General features: G+C 45.8%; 14 protein-coding genes. 9 read left to right on the top strand and 5 right to left on the bottom strand.

What is annotated here, in order from left to right; all coding sequences use genetic code 11:
• Positions 1-15 precede the first annotated feature (15 nt).
• Positions 16-1,008 carry a DUF3080 domain-containing protein gene (locus tag L1D60_RS13040; protein ID WP_239841426.1) on the top strand — a complete coding sequence of 331 codons (993 nt, stop codon included), beginning with the start codon at positions 16-18 and terminating at the stop codon, positions 1,006-1,008.
• Here the strand turns inward: L1D60_RS13040 and L1D60_RS13035 are convergent.
• From L1D60_RS13035 to L1D60_RS13025, 3 genes are all read right to left on the bottom strand, one after another.
• Positions 1,005-2,960 (bottom strand): DNA topoisomerase III, encoded by a 1,956-nt coding sequence (locus L1D60_RS13035; RefSeq protein WP_239841425.1) that lies wholly within the window; start codon positions 2,958-2,960, stop codon positions 1,005-1,007. The genes L1D60_RS13040 and L1D60_RS13035 overlap by 4 nt on opposite strands.
• Before the next feature lie 94 nt (positions 2,961-3,054).
• Positions 3,055-3,603: an NAD(P)H nitroreductase gene (locus L1D60_RS13030; RefSeq protein WP_239841424.1), complete on the bottom strand. Its 549-nt coding sequence runs from the start codon at positions 3,601-3,603 to the stop codon at positions 3,055-3,057.
• 160 nt (positions 3,604-3,763) lie between these two features.
• Entirely contained in the window at positions 3,764-5,773 is a 2,010-nt protein-coding gene (locus L1D60_RS13025) for an NADPH-dependent 2,4-dienoyl-CoA reductase (RefSeq protein WP_239841423.1), read from the bottom strand.
• Between the two features lie 279 nt (positions 5,774-6,052).
• Between L1D60_RS13025 and sppA the strand changes: the two genes are divergently transcribed.
• Together sppA and ansA are read left to right on the top strand one after the other, a co-directional pair.
• A complete protein-coding gene (sppA, locus tag L1D60_RS13020; RefSeq protein ID WP_239841422.1) occupies positions 6,053-7,903 on the top strand; it encodes a signal peptide peptidase SppA in 1,851 nt (616 codons plus the stop codon).
• A 117-nt stretch (positions 7,904-8,020) separates the two neighbouring features.
• The gene (gene ansA, locus L1D60_RS13015) at positions 8,021-9,037 is read left to right on the top strand and encodes an asparaginase (RefSeq protein ID WP_032551963.1); all 1,017 of its coding nucleotides are present in this window, start codon (positions 8,021-8,023) and stop codon (positions 9,035-9,037) included.
• A 122-nt stretch (positions 9,038-9,159) separates the two neighbouring features.
• Here ansA and L1D60_RS13010 read toward each other — a convergent pair whose 3' ends face one another.
• Positions 9,160-9,441, bottom strand: coding sequence for a DUF1315 family protein (locus tag L1D60_RS13010; RefSeq protein WP_239841421.1), 282 nt, complete (start codon positions 9,439-9,441; stop codon positions 9,160-9,162).
• Positions 9,442-9,545: 104 nt separating this feature from the next.
• Between L1D60_RS13010 and L1D60_RS13005 the strand changes: the two genes are divergently transcribed.
• A complete protein-coding gene (locus tag L1D60_RS13005) occupies positions 9,546-10,358 on the top strand; it encodes a DUF2989 domain-containing protein (RefSeq protein ID WP_239841420.1) in 813 nt (270 codons plus the stop codon).
• A gap of 145 nt (positions 10,359-10,503) precedes the next feature.
• On the opposite strand, the gene msrB is transcribed toward L1D60_RS13005, so the two are convergent.
• Positions 10,504-10,902, bottom strand: coding sequence for a peptide-methionine (R)-S-oxide reductase MsrB (msrB, locus tag L1D60_RS13000; protein ID WP_032551960.1), 399 nt, complete (start codon positions 10,900-10,902; stop codon positions 10,504-10,506).
• A 358-nt stretch (positions 10,903-11,260) separates the two neighbouring features.
• Between msrB and gap the strand changes: the two genes are divergently transcribed.
• The 5 genes from gap (at position 11,261) to L1D60_RS12975 (ending at position 17,622) form a co-directional block, all read left to right on the top strand.
• Complete coding sequence (gap, locus tag L1D60_RS12995; RefSeq protein ID WP_004740660.1) at positions 11,261-12,256, top strand: type I glyceraldehyde-3-phosphate dehydrogenase; 996 nt, start codon at positions 11,261-11,263, stop codon at positions 12,254-12,256.
• A gap of 250 nt (positions 12,257-12,506) precedes the next feature.
• A complete protein-coding gene (locus L1D60_RS12990) occupies positions 12,507-13,391 on the top strand; it encodes a D-hexose-6-phosphate mutarotase (protein ID WP_239841419.1) in 885 nt (294 codons plus the stop codon).
• A 251-nt stretch (positions 13,392-13,642) separates the two neighbouring features.
• Positions 13,643-15,679 (top strand): methyl-accepting chemotaxis protein, encoded by a 2,037-nt coding sequence (locus L1D60_RS12985; protein WP_239841418.1) that lies wholly within the window; start codon positions 13,643-13,645, stop codon positions 15,677-15,679.
• A gap of 98 nt (positions 15,680-15,777) precedes the next feature.
• Positions 15,778-16,593 (top strand): 23S rRNA (guanine(745)-N(1))-methyltransferase, encoded by an 816-nt coding sequence (rlmA, locus tag L1D60_RS12980; RefSeq protein WP_239841417.1) that lies wholly within the window; start codon positions 15,778-15,780, stop codon positions 16,591-16,593.
• A gap of 75 nt (positions 16,594-16,668) precedes the next feature.
• Positions 16,669-17,622: a ChaN family lipoprotein gene (locus tag L1D60_RS12975; protein ID WP_239841416.1), complete on the top strand. Its 954-nt coding sequence runs from the start codon at positions 16,669-16,671 to the stop codon at positions 17,620-17,622.
• Positions 17,623-17,633: the final 11 nt, after the last annotated feature.

The following is a 17,633-nucleotide window of genomic DNA, read 5'->3' as shown; positions in this document are numbered from 1 at the left end:
GTTCTAGGTACTAAGATGAGATGTACTCCAACCCACTATAAATTGGCGCTCCTAGGCTCTATGTGCCTGCTTATCAGTGGGTGCTGGAATGAGCAAGGCGATTTGTTTGATGAATACCACAACCGGGTAGCTCGAGTTCAAGACGAAACTCGAACCTCAGAAGAGTGGGAATATGAAGCTCTGCCACGAAAGCGAGAGCTGAATATCAATATTGAGCCGATTTCAATGGGGCTACTAGACAGCTATCAGCTAAGGGAATGCGGGCTGTTTAACTTGATAGCCGAGCGTAATTCAGTACTAGGGAAAGTCGCCGACCAATTTCGCAACTTTGATTATCAGGTCGAATTTCTCAACGGCTTATCTGAGTGTTTGAATCATCCAGGGGTTTCTTCAGACGTCCAACAACAACTACTCAAAATTGATCAACAAAAGCGTGATCAATTGGCGCAACATAGATGGAACCTTCTCTACGCCAGTGATGCAATGCAGTCCCAGTTGCGTGGCAGCCAATGGCTTAGCGAAGATGTCGGCTTAAAGGTTCAACGAGTCAGTGACGCTCTGGGCTACCTCAATCAATCCTTCAATACGACACTCACTCTGGGCTCAGTAACCGAAGTACAAGAGACACTTGAGAAGCAAGTCGTGCTTGGCGATCTTCATTACTCTTTGAGCGCCGCCACGTTTGAGCTAAACCAGATAACTCAACAACTCAAGAAGTACGATCATAAAATCATCTGTGGAAAGCAGCGAGATACCACAAAATTTCGCCATCTCAACAATGTTTTTGAGCAGCAATTTATTGGGTTGGTTCAACCCTACATGGCACAGTTAGATGGCTACTACCAGCAGCTAGCCCCACACCTTTCACTGTTTGAGTCTCAACCACAGTTGCACGCCTACACTTTTCCGCTGGTAGAAACTCACCGAGCATTCAGAGTCTCCATCCGTGAGCACGTAGACTATTGGAAAGCCCTATTTGAACGCTGTGGGCGAAAAGTCGGACGCTAGCTAGAGGCTTTTTTCTTGGTAAACTTTTTGCGACCACTCGCCTTGCGTTTCTTGTAAGCTGGTCTCTCAACTTTCGGCAAGTGACGCAGCGACTCCGGCACCTCAGACGTTTTCACATGATGCATAAGCCCTGATATCTTGTTTTCAAGATCCGACATGAAGGGCTGATAGGCTTGATTTCGCTCCGCCATTCCTTGCAGTTGGTGCTCCCAGTGCGCTGTCATATCTGGGAAGGTCGAATCTTCAGGTAACGCATGAATCAAACCTCGACCTGCAGGGCTACTATGAATGCTCTTACCTTGACGGGTGAGTAACTGCCGTTTAAACAGAGTATCAAGAATGCCCGCGCGTGTTGCTTCAGTGCCGAGTCCATCGGTCTCTTTCAAAATCGATTTAAGATCTTTATTCGCAACAAAACGAGCAATACCCGTCATCGCCTGCAGAAGCGTTGCTTCGGTGAAGTGTTTTGGCGGCTCTGTTTTCTTATCGCCAATCACGCCCTCACGGCAAGTTAATACCGTCCCTTCCGACAACGGCGGCACCGTATCCGCACCGTCGTTTTTATCAGTCGAGTCCGTTTTTCCCATCAGCACTTTCCAACCCGGAGTCACCAACTGTCGGCCCTTAGCGATAAACACCCCACCAGCAATATCGAATACCAACTTAGCTTCTGCATACACAGCGTGTGGGTAGAACTGCATTAAGTATTGACGAGCAATTTGCTGATAGATTTTCATTTCATTGCCAGAAAGCCCGTTCACCGAAGACTTTTTCGGGGTTGGAATAATCGCGTGGTGCGCATCGACCTTGCTGTCATTCCATGCCTTAGAGCGCAGTGATAAATCAGCGCCTTGAGCACCTTGTTCAAGTTCTTTTGCGTTGTTTGCAATGGCGTCAACGACGGACTGTCTTTGTGAATAATGATCTTTTGGCAGATAACGACTATCTGAACGCGGATAAGTGATCAGCTTATGCTTCTCATACAAAGACTGACAGGTATCCAAGACTTGTTGCGCGCTCATGCCAAAGCGTTTAGCGGCATCGATTTGCAACGCAGAGAGTGAATAAGGCAAAGGCGCAGCCTGCTTCGTCTGTTTCTGCTCAGACTCCATGACTTTTGCTGGCTGATTTTGAATACGACTGGCGACGTTCTCCACCAATTTGCGATTAAGTACGCGACCCTCTTCATCTTGCCAAGGCTTACACGCGTCACTGGGTTTCCAGCGTGCACGAATGTCGAAGCTATCGCTGCCATTTTGATACGGAATCAAGGCGTGCAACGTGAAATAGTCTTTAGGGATGAAGTTTTCGATCTCTTCATCGCGTCTCACCACCAGCCCAAGTACTGGCGTTTGTACACGCCCTACGGACAGTACGCCTTGATACCCTGCTTTTTGACCAAGCAAAGTATAGGCGCGAGTCATATTCATCCCATAGAGCCAGTCAGCTCTTGAACGCGCCAAAGCAGAGACGGACAGAGGAATAAACTCTTTATTGCTGCGCATCTGGCCTAGTGCGCGCTTAACAGCTGGCAAGTTTAAATCGCTGATGAGTAGTCGCTGAATAGACTCTTTGCGAGTTTTTGAGACTTTACAGTAGTCGATAACCTCATCAACCAGCAGTTGCCCTTCCCTATCAGGGTCTCCTGCATGAACGATCTCTTTGGCATCTTTAAGTAATTTGCGAATAACAGTGAGCTGCTTACTGGAACTTTTTCTAGGTCTCAGTTGCCACTGTTCAGGCACGATGGGCAGATCGACCAAATTCCATTTCTTGTATCTCTCTTCATACGCATCGGGCTCAACCTGCTCTAAAAGGTGGCCAATACACCATGTCACGACATCACCGTTTCCGCACTGGATGAAACCCTCACCTTTTTTTTGTGGGTTAGGCAAAGCAGCGGCGATAGCGCGACCCAAACTTGGTTTTTCAGCGATGATTAAGCGAGACATGATTTTCCAAAGAGTACAAACAATTAGAGCCACATTATCTAATGTGGCTCTAATAAATCAAGATAAACTGTTTTTTTGTACAGTGGCGAGGTAACTATAGGAACTCTACGAACTGAGATAGGTTACGCTCTGGTACTTTCATTGGCGTGCAACCTGGTGTTCCTAGGTATAAGAAGCCAACAATTTCATCTTCACCTTCGAGTCCAAATGCTTGATGTACCTCTGGGTGGAACATCCACTTACCAGAACGCCAGAAGCCTTGGAAGCCTTGTGCGACAGCGGCCATTTGCATCGCTTGAACCGCACAACCGGCAGATAGATGTTGCTCTAATGCCGGTACTTTATCGTGTTCGGTCACTTTTGCGATAACCGTAATCACCATCGGCGCTCTGAAAGGCGCTTTTTTCACTTTCTCTACCACAGCTTCTTCACTGTTATCCGCTTCGGCTGCTCGTACTAGAATATCAGAGAGTTTCTGAAGCCCAGCACCTTGCGCAATTACAAAGCGCCAAGGGGTTAAAGCAGCATGGTCAGGGGCACGCAATCCCGCTTTAATAATGTTCTCTAGGGCAACACCTTCAGGGGCTGGCTCAGATAGCTTGGCGATAGAGCGTCTATTGAGCAATAGATCCAAAGCATCCATTTGAAGTCCTTACTATTTTCTTATTTATATCTTTGAACTGTAGCATAGATTACAAACGATAATAAGTCGCAACATCTGTAACAAAAAAGCCCTCAGATATTCTCTAAGGGCTTTGACGATTAATTGCGCCATTTGAAACGCAATCAGAACAGTTTGATGCTTATAGCTTGGTAGCTAGCTCTACACCTTGACGAATCGCTCGAACGGCATCCAACTCACCCGCGTAGTCCGCACCACCAATCACGTGTAGCTTCCCACCAAACTCTTGCCACATGTCTTCAAACGGTCTTACAGACACCTGACCAGCACAGATAACTACAGAGTCAGCATCCAACACTTTCGGTTGTTTGTTAACGGTAATGTGTAGGCCTTGATCGTCAATTTTCTCGTAGCTCACGCCACCCATTAGGTTTACACCGCGCTTCTCAAGGGTACGTTTATGAATCCAGCCTGTGGTCTTACCTGGGCCTTTACCAACGCGACCGGCTTTACGCTGCATTACCCAAACCGTCTTATCACTCATCGCATCTGGGTATGGGTATAAGCCACCTGGGTGTTCCATATTTTTATCAATGCCCCACTCATGCAGCCAATCATCCAAGCTGTGAGAGGATGGCTCGGTGAGCATGGTTGCGACATCAACACCAATACCACCCGCACCAACAATCGCGACCTTTTCGCCTACTGGTGTCTTATCGCGAATCAAAGTCTGGTAATCTACGACTTTCTCTTGGTCAATACCCTCTAGATTCAGTTTTCTCGGTTCTACCCCAGCCGCCATCACGACTTCATCGTACTTAAGTAGCATCTCGAAGGTCGCCTCGGTATCGAGTTTAAGATTCACGCCTGACGCATCCACTTGGTTCGCAAAGTAACGAATCGTCTCTCTAAACTCTTCCTTACCCGGGATCTGCATCGCCAGTCTAAATTGACCACCGATACGGTCATTCTTCTCTATCAAATCGACTTTGTGGCCACGCTGCGCCAATGTGGTCGCACACGCTAAGCCAGCAGGGCCGGCACCAACGACAGCAATGGACTTGCTCGCTTCAGCCGGTTGAACCACAATTTCTGTCTCATAACAGGCTCTTGGGTTCACCAAGCAGCTAGCTCGTTTGCCCTTAAACACATTATCCAAGCAGGCTTGGTTACAACCAATACAGGTATTAATGAACTGTGCTTGGTCTTGTGCGGCTTTATTTACAAAATCAGGGTCGGCCAAGAATGGTCGCGCCATCGACACCATATCCGCTTGCCCAGAACTTAAAATGCGCTCTGCTTCTTCGGGAGTGTTGATTCGGTTACATGTCACGACTGGGATAGAGACATAAGGCTTCACTTTTTCCGTTACCCAAGAGAACGCACCACGCGGCACTTGAGTTGCGATAGTCGGTACACGGGCTTCGTGCCAGCCGATACCTGTGTTAATGATGGTAACGCCCGCTTCTTCGAGCTTTTGAGCCAATAGCACAACATCTTCAAAAGTACTGCCCTGCTCGACCAGATCCAGCATCGACAGACGGAAAATAATGATGAAGTCTTTGCCGACCGCTTCGCGAATGGATTTCACAATCTCAAGTGGGAAGCGCATGCGTTTTTCGTAAGAGCCACCCCATTCGTCGTAACGCATATTGGTGCGCTTACAGATGAACTGGTTAATCAGGTAGCCTTCAGAGCCCATGATCTCAACACCATCGTAACCCGCAACTTGCGCTAACTCAGCACTGTTTGCAAAAGCTGCAATGGTCTTCTTAATCTGACGAGGGCTCATTTCGCTCGGTGCAAACTTAGCAATTGGAGCCTTAATTCCAGACGCACTTTGCGCAAATGGGTGCATCGCGTAGCGGCCTGCATGCAGAAGTTGCAACGCGATCTTACCGCCATGCTTATGTACGGCTTGTGTCACGACTTGGTGCGCCTTTGCGTGTTTTACTTTGCTGAATTCAGCACTGAAGGGATGCAGTCTGCCACGTAAGTTAGGTGAAAAGCCGCCCGTTACGATAAGACCAACGCCCCCTCGCGCTCGCTCTTCGTAAAACGCAGCCAACTTGTGCAGCCCTTCTTTATTTTCTTCAAGGCCTGTATGCATTGATCCCATCAATACACGATTTCGTAACTGAGTAAATCCAAGATCTAGAGGTTCTAATAAATGTGGGTACATGGCAGACATCACTTCTGTTATTTATCCTTGTGGTCTGACCACATTATAGTGCACAAACCAAAATTTCAAACAACCGTTTACATTTTTGTAACACCGATCATAATGCTGACGGTATTAATCGTTCAAAAGCCCTTAATCTGTCTACACTTAATGAGAATATCTATCGATTAACAAATAGTTCATCTAGTTTGGAACTTTGAATTAACGTAGGATACTAACCAGTTAATATTATTGAGATAAATAGTACTACTGCTTGTTTAAGTGTGGTGTTCTCGCTGTGGAGAAATAATGAAAAAAATAGCCAAATTCATCGGTATGATCTTTAAAGGGATATGGAAACTGATCACCTTCGTGCGTATTGCGTTGGTCAATCTTATCTTTTTATTGAGTATTGCCCTTATCTACTTTGTGTATTTCCAGACGGACAACACACAGCCTACGGTTCCACAGCAATCGGCATTAGTGCTTAACCTATCAGGTCCGATTGTTGAGCAGAGCCGCTACATTAACCCAATGGATTCAGTGACCGGCTCTTTACTGGGCAAGGACTTACCAAAAGAAAACGTGCTTTTTGATATCGTTGATACCATTCGTTACGCAAAAGATGACGAGAACATCACCGGCATCGTGTTAGCACTGGGTGAGCTGCCAGAAACCAATCTCACTAAGCTTCGCTACATCGCAAAAGCTTTGAACGAGTTTAAAGCGACAGGCAAACCTATCTATGCCATTGGTGACTTCTACAATCAAAGCCAATACTACCTAGCAAGCTACGCCAATAAGATTTTCATGTCTCCCGATGGCGGCGTCCTGCTGAAAGGCTACAGCGCTTACTCGCTTTACTACAAAACTCTGTTAGAAAAGCTCGACGTGAACACTCATGTATTCCGTGTCGGTACTTACAAATCCGCAATCGAGCCATTTACACGTAACGACATGTCACAAGAAGCTAAACAGTCGGCGTCTCGCTGGTTGGGACAACTTTGGGGTGCGTACGTAGATGACGTCTCAAATAATCGTCAGATCGAGTCTGCAACTCTAAACCCGAGCATGGATACCTTTTTGTCTGAACTTGAATCTGTTGACGGTGACATCGCTCAACTTGCTAAGAAACTCGGCTTAGTTGATCAACTATCGACACGCCAAGAGGTTCGTTTAGAACTTGCAGATACCTTTGGTAGCGATGGCAAAGACAGCTATAACGCGCTGAGCTACTACGACTACCGCGCAACCATGTTACCAAACCTTCCAACAGCAACCGATGATATCGCTGTTGTTATCGCAAGTGGTGCGATCATGGATGGTAAGCAACCTCGCGGTACAGTCGGTGGCGACACAACTGCAGCACTACTTCGCCAAGCTCGCAACGATGACCAAGTAAAAGCGGTTGTACTGCGTGTAGATAGCCCAGGTGGCAGTGCATTTGCTTCTGAAGTGATTCGCAATGAAATTGTTGCCCTGAAAGAAGCCGGCAAGCCGGTTGTGGTATCGATGTCTAGCCTTGCTGCTTCTGGTGGTTACTGGATCTCAATGAGCGCTGACAAGATCATGGCACAACCAACAACACTAACAGGTTCGATTGGTATCTTTAGTGTGATTACCACGTTCGAGAAAGGTTTGAATGACATCGGTGTTTATACAGATGGTGTTGGTACATCACCGTTTTCTGGTTTGGGTGTGACAACAGGCCTCACTGACGGTGCTAAAGACGCGTTCCAAATGGGTATCGAGCACGGCTACAAGCGCTTTATGGGTTTGGTTGGCTCAAGCCGTGGTATGGATGTAGAGAGTGTTGATAAGGTGGCTCAAGGTCGAGTTTGGACGGGGCAAGATGCACTTCAGTACGGTTTGATTGATGAAATCGGTGACTTTGACGACGCTATTGCTGCAGCTGCAACGCTAGCTGAATTGGAAGAATACAATGTTTACTGGGTTGAGGAGCCACTTTCAGCAACAGAACAATTTATTCAGGAATTCATGAACCAAGTTCAGATCTCTTTGGGGCTAGATGTACAAAGCCTTATTCCAAGCGCTTTACAGCCAGTTACTCAACAATTGGCGCAAGATAGCCAACTTTTAAGTAACTTTAACGATCCTCAAGGTCGCTATGCATTTTGCTTGAATTGCCAAGTGCAATAGTCGCCTTTTTCAACTCTTCTATTAAGAGGTACCTCTGTGTGGGGTGCCTCTTTTTATTAGCGCATTATCCGCTATAATCGCGGCCCTGTTCCCTATAAACATAAAGTAACAATCGCTATGGAAAGAAAACATATCTACATTGCGTACACTGGTGGCACCATCGGCATGCAGAAATCGCATGACCACGGCTACGTGCCAGTGGCGGGTTTTATGGACAAGCAGCTAGCAAGCATGCCTGAGTTCCACCGTCCGGAAATGCCTGAGTATACGATTCACGAATACTCTCCGCTGATGGACTCTTCAGACATGACGCCACTCGATTGGCAAACCATCGCTGATGACATCCGCGCGAACTATGATAAGTACGACGGCTTTGTTATTTTGCACGGCACGGACACCATGGCATACACTGCTTCGGCACTCTCTTTCATGCTAGAGAACCTTGGCAAGCCAGTTATTGTGACCGGCTCTCAAATTCCACTTGCAGAACTACGCTCAGATGGTCAAGCAAACCTACTAAACGCACTGCACATTGCGGCAAACTACCCGATCAATGAAGTAACACTGTTCTTCAACAACAAATTGATGCGTGGTAACCGCAGTACAAAATCGCACGCTGACGGTTTCAATGCGTTCACTTCGCCAAATCTGAACCCGCTGCTTGAAGCAGGTATCAACATCCAGCTAAGCAACAATGTTGTGGTTGATCAGAAACCAGAAGGCGAGTTCAAGGTACACAACATCACACCTCAGCCTATTGGTGTGATCACCATGTACCCTGGTATTTCTCACGAAGTGATTCGAAACACACTACTTCAGCCAGTAAATGCAATGATCTTGCTGACATTTGGTGTAGGTAACGCACCACAAAACCCTGAACTACTTCAGCACCTAAAAGATGCGTCTGAACGTGGTGTAATTGTGGTGAACCTGACTCAGTGTCTTGCTGGTAAAGTGAACATGGGTGGTTACGCGACGGGCTGTGCACTTGCTGATGCTGGTGTAGTGAGTGGTTATGACATGACGCCGGAAGCAGCACTGGCGAAACTCCATTTCTTGCTAAGCCAAGATTTGAGCTACGAGCAAGTAAAAGAAAAAATGCAGCAGGTTTTACGTGGTGAAATGAGTCTATAACGAAGACGTTTTTCGATAGACAACACGCTGAAAATCAAAGTGAAGACAATAAAAAGGGGCGGCTCAATGCCACCCCTTTTCACTTTAAATCTTAAACTATGTGATATTGTCACAAGTATGACTTAGTGATTAGGATTTACTCTAACAATATCTTCTTGATCTGAAGTAAATTGTTTCTTAAGTTCTGCTTTTGACTTAAAGCTAATATCGCCACCCGCTGCAACTGTCATATGCTGAGCTTCAACATTGTGCTTTGACTGATAAAGCATGACAGCTTGCATACAAGAGTCGCGTTGCTCTTGCGTTAATGTCGTACCCTCGGGCCACTTCCCCGTTTCTACTGCATACGTTAGGCGCTCATAGACCTCTGGGGTCATAGCGTTAAGAAGTTGTTCTGCATCCATGGTAAAGCCTTAGTATTAACAATTTTCACCAGAAAATAACCTGTCGTAGAATGGAGTCAAGCGGAGCACTGGAAATAAGTGTATTCGATCACAAGTGAAGGTATATGAGAATTTTTAAATGGCTACTCGCCGCCGCTCCTTTAGCACTGACTGGGTGTTTTGAGGGGAACAAAAATACAGAACAACTATGTGAAGCTCACTCAGAACTGCGTTGTGTTGACCTGAATATGAATGATGGCCAATGCCGAGTCGCGCGTACCGATCTCATCTGGCACCGTTTTGACGTATTAAAGCAACCGACTGAACACAACAAGATTATTGAATATGGTTTAGTGGCCGAATACAAGAAGTGTCTTGAACTCGCTTCTCAAATAGAAACCATCGATCAAACCCTACTCAAGCAACGCCGTTTCTCAGCACTGATGCACAGTATCGAAGAAGAAGAACGAATCGTAAAAGAGCTTTTGGGGTCCAATGAACCGGAAACTCTCTACTTCTTATGGTCACAAACGGGTAATACTGACGCGCGTCGTAGTTTCTTACAACTAGAAGGCAGTGATGTACTGAACACAGCCGAGATGCAATATGCTCTCGCTACCTTCTACACCACCCGTGATCACGAGAAAACTGTCACACTCCTCAATAATGCGCTGACGCTTTCCAATGGCTCGACAGTCAATACCGAGATCTTTAAATCCTTAGCGAGCATTAATCACAGCTTAGGTAACATGGAAAAAGCGTATCTGTGGGCGATGGTCGCAAAACAATTTAATGTACCGATTGCATCGGAGCCTGAGCTTAAAGTCATGTACCACTTCCCAAGTGAGGTATACGACAAACTGCAGGATGATGCTGACTACATCGTAGAAGCGATTGAAGACGGGCGTTACCAACCGTCACTCATCTCTAGCCAATAGCATCACAATCAAGCTATAAAAACAAAAACAGCTACCCTTTGTGGTAGCTGTTTTTTTATGCCTCTAAGAGAAGCCGCTCGCATTTTGCCAACTTACTTTCCTAATGACATCGCGTCATATGAAAGGTTTTGACAATAGAAGTCATTTATTCTGTAGTTTTGTCATTTTTGTTGAAAATTAACGACACAGAATTCACACAAAAACGTTCACCTGTGGTTTTCGGACCATCAGGAAAAACGTGACCTAGGTGGCTATCACAAGCCGCACAGCGGATCTCGATACGTTTCATACCGTGACTTAGATCTTCTAAATAACGGATTGCCTTATCATTTATAGGGGCATCGAAACTTGGCCAACCACAGCCAGAGTCATATTTGTTCTCAGACACAAACAGTGGGGCTTCACAACAGGTACAGCTGTAAACCCCTGTCTTATGATTGTGTAACAGCTTACCGGTAAAAGGAGGCTCTGTTCCACGTAGACGACACACCTGATACTCTTCATCAGTCAGGCGCTCACGCCAGTATTCATCGGGCTTCGTCATATTTTCTCCCCTTTGATTCACGTTAATATTTCTCCACATTCTCTTTTATTATATTTACTTTTTTCCATAAATACTTGCATCTAGCGGGATTTGTAGCACATACTTTCTCACCGAGATACATTGTACATATACACTCATAAGTGAATCGTCATTTAGAGGTATTTTACCCAACTGGAGGGGTACAGAACCACCAGCAATGGTCAAATTTCAACCACTTACACTCAATTGTTAAGAAAAGCGTCGCTTTTTTTTGACATTAAACAAGTTAAGTCGGATTATCTATTGCAGATTTAAACTGGATTCTGTAATTTTACTACCAGTTATCTTTAATCAGAAATTAAGTTGTGGAGCAACTACAATGACTATCAAAGTAGGTATTAACGGTTTTGGCCGTATCGGTCGTTTCGTATTTCGTGCATCTGTTGAGCGCGCTGACATCGAAGTAGTAGGTATTAACGACCTTATCGACGTAGAGTACATGGCATACATGCTTAAGTACGATTCAACTCACGGTCGTTTCAACGGTACTGTTGAAGTTAAAGACGGTAACCTAATCGTTAACGGTAAAACAGTTCGCGTAACTGCTGAGCGTAACCCAACTGACCTTAAGTGGGACGAAATCGGTGTTGACGTTGTAGCTGAAGCAACTGGTATCTTCCTAACTGACGAAACTGCTCGTCAGCACATCACTGCTGGTGCGAAGAAAGTTGTTCTAACTGGTCCTTCTAAAGACGCAACTCCAATGTTCGTTATGGGCGTTAACCAAGACACTTACGCTGGTCAAGACATCGTTTCTAACGCTTCTTGTACTACTAACTGTCTTGCTCCAATCGCTAAAGTTCTTAACGACAAGTGGGGCATCGAGTCTGGCCTAATGACTACAGTTCACGCTACTACAGCAACTCAAAAAACTGTAGATGGTCCTTCTGCTAAAGACTGGCGCGGTGGCCGTGGTGCTTCTCAAAACATCATCCCATCTTCAACTGGTGCTGCTAAAGCTGTAGGCGTTGTTCTTCCAGAACTAAACGGCCTTCTAACTGGTATGGCTTTCCGTGTACCAACTGCTAACGTTTCTGTAGTTGACCTAACTGTTAACCTAAAAGAAGCTGCATCTTACGAAGCAATCTGTGCTGCAATGAAAGAAGCTTCTGAAGGCGAAATGGCTGGCGTTCTAGGTTACACTGAAGACCAAGTTGTTTCTCAAGACTTCATCGGCGAAGTTAACACTTCAGTATTCGATGCTAAAGCTGGTGTTGCTCTAACTGACAAATTCGTTAAAGTTGTATCTTGGTACGACAACGAAATCGGTTACTCAAACAAAGTTCTAGACCTAATCGCTCACATCTCTAAGTAATTACCACTTAGATAGCGTTTAGCTAGACTGTCTTTGAGAAAAGACTGAAAAGAAAAGGCGGCTCTAGAGTCGCCTTTTTTGTACCTGCTGTTTATGAAACATCACCGCTTTTGTAAAAAATGATGTTTAACAGGCGGCACATTGGTCAGATACGAGATTCAATTCAAATACGAGAACTCCCCCTGCTCTTTCTATGATTGAGTTTCTCATCTCGAATTTGAATTCAATTTCCCTTAAGAAGGATTATGTAATGGATTTATCAACTCTCCCTGCCGTAGCTGTGCTTTCTGACAACGTAACGATTGTTGAGCACGAAGGTGTAAAACTGGTTCGCGTGATTCACGATAAAGCGAACGCTGCGATCTCTCTATTTGGTGCGCACGTTGTGTCTTACCAGCCACAAGGTCAACAAGATCTGATTTGGATGAGTCAACAAGCAAAGTTTGACGGAAAAACCGCTCTGCGTGGCGGTATTCCAGTATGTTGGCCTTGGTTTGGCCGTATAGCTGCGCCAGCACACGGCTTTGCACGCAACAGCGAATGGCAATTAGTTGAGCACCGTGAAAATGAAGCGGGTGTTATCGTGAGCCTAGGATTAAGCACTAACGATGATACGCTTGCAGTATGGCCACACCGCTTTGAGGCACGCCTTAATGTCGAGATCGGTGATGAACTGAAAGTGACGCTAGATGTGACAAACACTGACTCTCAGCCATGGAAGTGTTCAGGTGCTCTACACACATACCTGAATGTTGGTGATATTCATCAAACGACAACAACTGGTATGGGTGCTGAGTACATTGATAGCCTACAGGGTGGCAAAGTATGTCAGGGCGGAGATGAGCTTGTACTTACTGATACCATTGACCGTGTTTACACACAGCCTGAAGCGGTGATTTCAGTAGCTGATACAAAGCTTGCACGTACACTAACGATTGAAAACCAAGGTCACAACAGTGCCGTTCTGTGGAATCCATGGGCTGAGGGTGCAGCAGGTATGGGTGACATGCAAGATGATGGTTACCTGACCATGCTATGTGTTGAATCGACGCTTCATGCGCCAAGCATCGAGCAAGGTAAAGAGCTTCAACCAGGCGAAAACCACCAGCTGGTGACCACTATCGCAGCAAAATAGCTCTTCGGATAAATCGTTGAACTAACGAGTTACCTTTTATTGAATTGCCAAAGCAGTTCTGTAATTTTTCAAAGGCCGGAATCTCCGGCCTTTTTTTGTAATTTATTCCCGACACTTCCGGTCAAATCATCAGCAACCTGCTAGTTCCATACCTTTTTTGATAATTAAATTAATAGATATCAAATTAATCACTTTGATAAATAGCTAGCATGCAAATCATATACTTATAAAATAAACATTAAAGGAACGTCATGTGGAATAAATACAAGAACCAAAGTGTTGGGCTGCAACTAAAGCTGGTTACGACACTGTGTCTCGTTATCGCATTTTCCAGTATAGCTGCACTGGTCTATCAGAATGCTTCAACGGTTCTCCTAGAGAGCACCCTCAAAGAACATCAATCTAAGATTGAATCGATGGCCAAAACCATAGAAGGCCAATTTAATGCCTACTTACACACCGCTGAAGTGCTTGAGTCGACCTTTCGAAATGGTTATCTCGCGGGTGTTTATGTAGAAAACTACACCGTAGACTTTCAAGGTCATCAGGTTCCTAATATCACCCAATACAGTGAGAGTCTGATTGGTGATACGAATCTCGTCGATAGTTTTACTCGTGACACCGGTGCTGTAGCAACTTTGTTTGCTCCCCTTGGTAATCAATTTATTCGCGTGGCTACCTCACTCAAGAACCCTCAAGGCGAACGTGTGATAGGCACGACACTGGATCAAAGCCACCCCGGATACCAAAAACTTATCAGTGGTCAGCCCTACTACGCGCAAATAAAGCTCTACGGCCAGCGCTACATTACCTACTACGCGCCCCTGAAAAACGCTCAAGGCAAGGTCAGTGGCATCTCTTTCATTGGTCTTCCTGTTGAGCGTGCAACCCAAGATTTGTTTGCCGCTTTAAAAACCGTCAACTGGGGTGACAGTGGCTACACCATCGTCGTGGATAACAATCCAGATCATCTAGGTCATTACCTATTACACCCAACACACACAGAAAATGATCCTTCGATTATTAATGTGCAGGACTACGACGGCAACAAACCTTTCTATCAAGTGTTTGAACAAGCAAGTGGCCTCATCAAATATCCATACGAGTACCAAGGCCACATCGGTGAAAAGTACCTGGTGTACACAGAAGTCGCTGGTTGGAATTGGAAACTGCTTGGCGGTACTTTCATCAGTGAGGTGACTAAAGGCAGCCAAGACCTACTTAAGCTGATCGCTATCGTGTCACTTATCGTTGGCTCCATCACTTTTTTGATTCTAACCGTGTTCTTGAGCCGCACACTTAACCCATTAACGACCTTGAACCAGTACATGAATCGTCTGGCGAAAGGCGAAGTAAGCATCGATATTCCACGAACTGACGTAAGCACCAATAACGAGATCGTCAACTTGAGTAACGGGCTATCTAACATGGCTCACCAGCTCAACAATCTAGTCGGCGAGATCCGCGGAGCAAGCGATAAAGTTGAGAGCAACTCGACTAGCGTGGCCGGCGATGCGTCACTTAACCTGACCCAATCTGAGCGTCAGCAAGAGCAAGTTGAACAAGTCGTTACCGCAATTGAAGAGATGGCATCATCAGCGCAGTCTGTTGCCCAGCAGGTGGAAAACATCGCTGAAAATGTACGTTCTGCTAATACTGATGGACAATCAGGATTAGAAATTGTCGAAAACGTCTGCATTGATGTGGCTCAGCTCAACGATCAACTCGACCAATCGGCCGCTGCAATTGAGAAAGTAAACACCGATAGCGAGAGCATTCAAACAGTCACCAAGATGATTGATGAGATCGCCGAGCAAACCAACTTATTAGCACTCAATGCTGCGATTGAAGCGGCGCGTGCGGGTGAGCAAGGTCGAGGTTTTGCTGTGGTTGCTGATGAAGTAAGAACGCTAGCGCATCGAACGCAAACGTCAGTTAAAGACGTTGTAGACATTATTACGGTTCTTAAGAGTTCAACGGACAACGCTGTACGCATGATGAATGAGAGCCAAACAAGTGCTAACTCTGTCTTAGACAAAGCACAGGAAGCGGGGACTGCTTTAGAGTCGATTGCTGATCAGATCCATTCAATCGCCTCGCAAGCCGACGCTATTGCTGCAACTTCTGAAGAGCAAGCACACGTTACCCAAGAGATCGCAGCCAATGCGCACTCCATCAGTGAGCTAAACAGAGAAAGCCGCCATACCAGCGCAAAAACCTCGCAGAGTGCCACTACACTCCAACAACAAGCTCAAGACCTAAAACAACAGGTCGACTTCTTCCATTAACCCAAGTAAGAGCCGTAATACACGGCTCTTTTTATTTCGCCTAGTGCGACATTTTTGATAAACTCGCTGCCCACTTCACTAGCTGCACAGAGAGCGTCATGAACTACCAGTGCCCTTTATGTCACCAATCTCTCACTCAAGTTGAACGAACTTTTAAGTGTGAGAATAACCACCAATTTGATCTTGCCAAAGAGGGTTACGTCAACTTGATGCCAGCCCACCACAAGCGTTCAAAAGATCCAGGTGACAACAAAGAGATGATGCAAGCTCGTCGTCGATTCTTAGAGGGTGATCACTACGATCCAATGCGCCAAGCTGTCGTCGCTCTGTGTGAGAATGTATTACCAACTGAAGATCCAAACCTATTGGATATTGGCTGTGGTGAAGGCTATTACACCAATGAAATCGCTCAAAAGCTCGCGCAACGTGAACCCAGTATTTACGGCTTAGACATCTCTAAGGTTGCGATCCGTTATGCGGCTAAGCGCTACCCTGCCGTTAACTTTTCAGTCGCCTCGAGCCATAGGCTGCCTTTTGCTAATAACAGCTTAGACGCCGTTCTACGCATCTATGCGCCATGTAAAGCTGAAGAGTTACAGAGAACACTGAAAGAGCAAGGTGTGGTGATCACAGTAACACCTGCAGGCCGCCATCTATATCAACTGCGTGATGCGATCTACGATGGTGTGCGATTGCATGATGAGACACCAGAAACCATCGAAGGATTTAGCCTCGAGAGCCAACAACACCTAAACTACATGATGGAGCTTTCAGGTTCTGATGCCTTTGACCTGCTTCAAATGACTCCTTTCGCTTGGAAAGCAACGGAATCATTTAAGCAAGAGTTGATGCAAAGCGACCGCTATCACTGCGAGGCCGATTTCATGCTAAGAGTTTACCGTAAACAGAGCTAGTTGATATTAATTATCGTTTGCATTGAATTCTCTGTGAGCCTCATTTAGTATGCTTACTCTTCAAGGAGTTATTCAATGCAACGTATTATTCTTATTGGCTTAACCGCCCTTCTCACCGCTTGTGCAAATCAGCCTTCTCAACAGGCGCAAGGCGACAACACAACCTTATCCCCAGTCACCACCTATTACGATTACCAGCTTGCTTCGAACAATGGCCAGCCAATCGCGCTTAACAAGCTCCCTAGTGCATTGACCGATGCCGATGTCGTTCTAATTGGCGAATGGCACACTCATTCAGCCGTACACCGGTTCCAGACCGATTTTCTTAAAGCACGCTTGGCAGACAGCAAAGACGTTGCCTTATCAATGGAGCAATTTACTCGACAGCACCAAGACATCATCGATGATTACCTAGCGGGTAAGATTGGTGAGCAAGTCTTAATGTCAGATGCAGCGGCATGGCCAAACTATCAAAGCGACTATCGTCCTCTAGTCGAGCTTGCAAAGTCGCAGGGCATAGGCATTATCGCCGCTAATGCACCAAAGCCCGTTGTTCAGTGCATTGGTCGCAACGGGGTTGACTACTTAGAAAAGTTGACACCAGAAGAGCGTCAATGGGTAGCTGATGAGATAAATACTAATGACAGCCCATATAAAGAGAAATTTATGGCTTCGATGCACCACGGCACACCCGAGCAAACCGAGAAACAGTTTGCCGCTCAAGTGACGTGGGATGAAACCATGGCAGATTCGATTGTGAAATACTTAGATGAGAATCCAGATACGCAAGTCGTTCACGTCGCGGGCAAGTTTCATACAGAACAAGGCTTAGGCACAGCTGCTTCTATTTTACGTCGTAACGCCGATCTCAATGTCGTAGTCATTACACCGGTCGAATCATTGAGTGATTCTAGCAAAGACTATCAACTGCAAGTGTTGTCTCCTCCAACACGCTACGTAAAACAAGAGAATCGTATGAAAGCCTACAAAAAGCTTTCTCATCGCAGCAAAGGCCTAGAGTGTAAATAACTCCTCCTAAC

Origin of the sequence: Vibrio sp. Isolate30, from assembly GCF_022397975.1 — a bacterium.
Taxonomy (GTDB): Bacteria; Pseudomonadota; Gammaproteobacteria; order Enterobacterales; family Vibrionaceae; genus Vibrio; species Vibrio fortis.
The sequence above is the reverse complement of the archived record's forward strand: the minus strand, read 5'-3'. Positions and strand labels throughout refer to the sequence as shown.

Excerpts from the sequence above, each read along its gene's own strand:
- L1D60_RS13040 (WP_239841426.1), top strand. The coding sequence starts at position 16 with ATGAGATGTACTCCAACCCACTATAAATTGGCGCTCCTAGGCTCTATG.
- L1D60_RS13035 (WP_239841425.1), bottom strand. The coding sequence starts at position 2,960 with ATGTCTCGCTTAATCATCGCTGAAAAACCAAGTTTGGGTCGCGCTATC.
- L1D60_RS13030 (WP_239841424.1), bottom strand. The coding sequence starts at position 3,603 with ATGGATGCTTTGGATCTATTGCTCAATAGACGCTCTATCGCCAAGCTA.
- L1D60_RS13025 (WP_239841423.1), bottom strand. The coding sequence starts at position 5,773 with ATGTCTGCCATGTACCCACATTTATTAGAACCTCTAGATCTTGGATTT.
- sppA (WP_239841422.1), top strand. The coding sequence starts at position 6,053 with ATGAAAAAAATAGCCAAATTCATCGGTATGATCTTTAAAGGGATATGG.
- ansA (WP_032551963.1), top strand. The coding sequence starts at position 8,021 with ATGGAAAGAAAACATATCTACATTGCGTACACTGGTGGCACCATCGGC.
- L1D60_RS13010 (WP_239841421.1), bottom strand. The coding sequence starts at position 9,441 with ATGGATGCAGAACAACTTCTTAACGCTATGACCCCAGAGGTCTATGAG.
- L1D60_RS13005 (WP_239841420.1), top strand. The coding sequence starts at position 9,546 with ATGAGAATTTTTAAATGGCTACTCGCCGCCGCTCCTTTAGCACTGACT.
- msrB (WP_032551960.1), bottom strand. The coding sequence starts at position 10,902 with ATGACGAAGCCCGATGAATACTGGCGTGAGCGCCTGACTGATGAAGAG.
- gap (WP_004740660.1), top strand. The coding sequence starts at position 11,261 with ATGACTATCAAAGTAGGTATTAACGGTTTTGGCCGTATCGGTCGTTTC.
- L1D60_RS12990 (WP_239841419.1), top strand. The coding sequence starts at position 12,507 with ATGGATTTATCAACTCTCCCTGCCGTAGCTGTGCTTTCTGACAACGTA.
- L1D60_RS12985 (WP_239841418.1), top strand. The coding sequence starts at position 13,643 with ATGTGGAATAAATACAAGAACCAAAGTGTTGGGCTGCAACTAAAGCTG.
- rlmA (WP_239841417.1), top strand. The coding sequence starts at position 15,778 with ATGAACTACCAGTGCCCTTTATGTCACCAATCTCTCACTCAAGTTGAA.
- L1D60_RS12975 (WP_239841416.1), top strand. The coding sequence starts at position 16,669 with ATGCAACGTATTATTCTTATTGGCTTAACCGCCCTTCTCACCGCTTGT.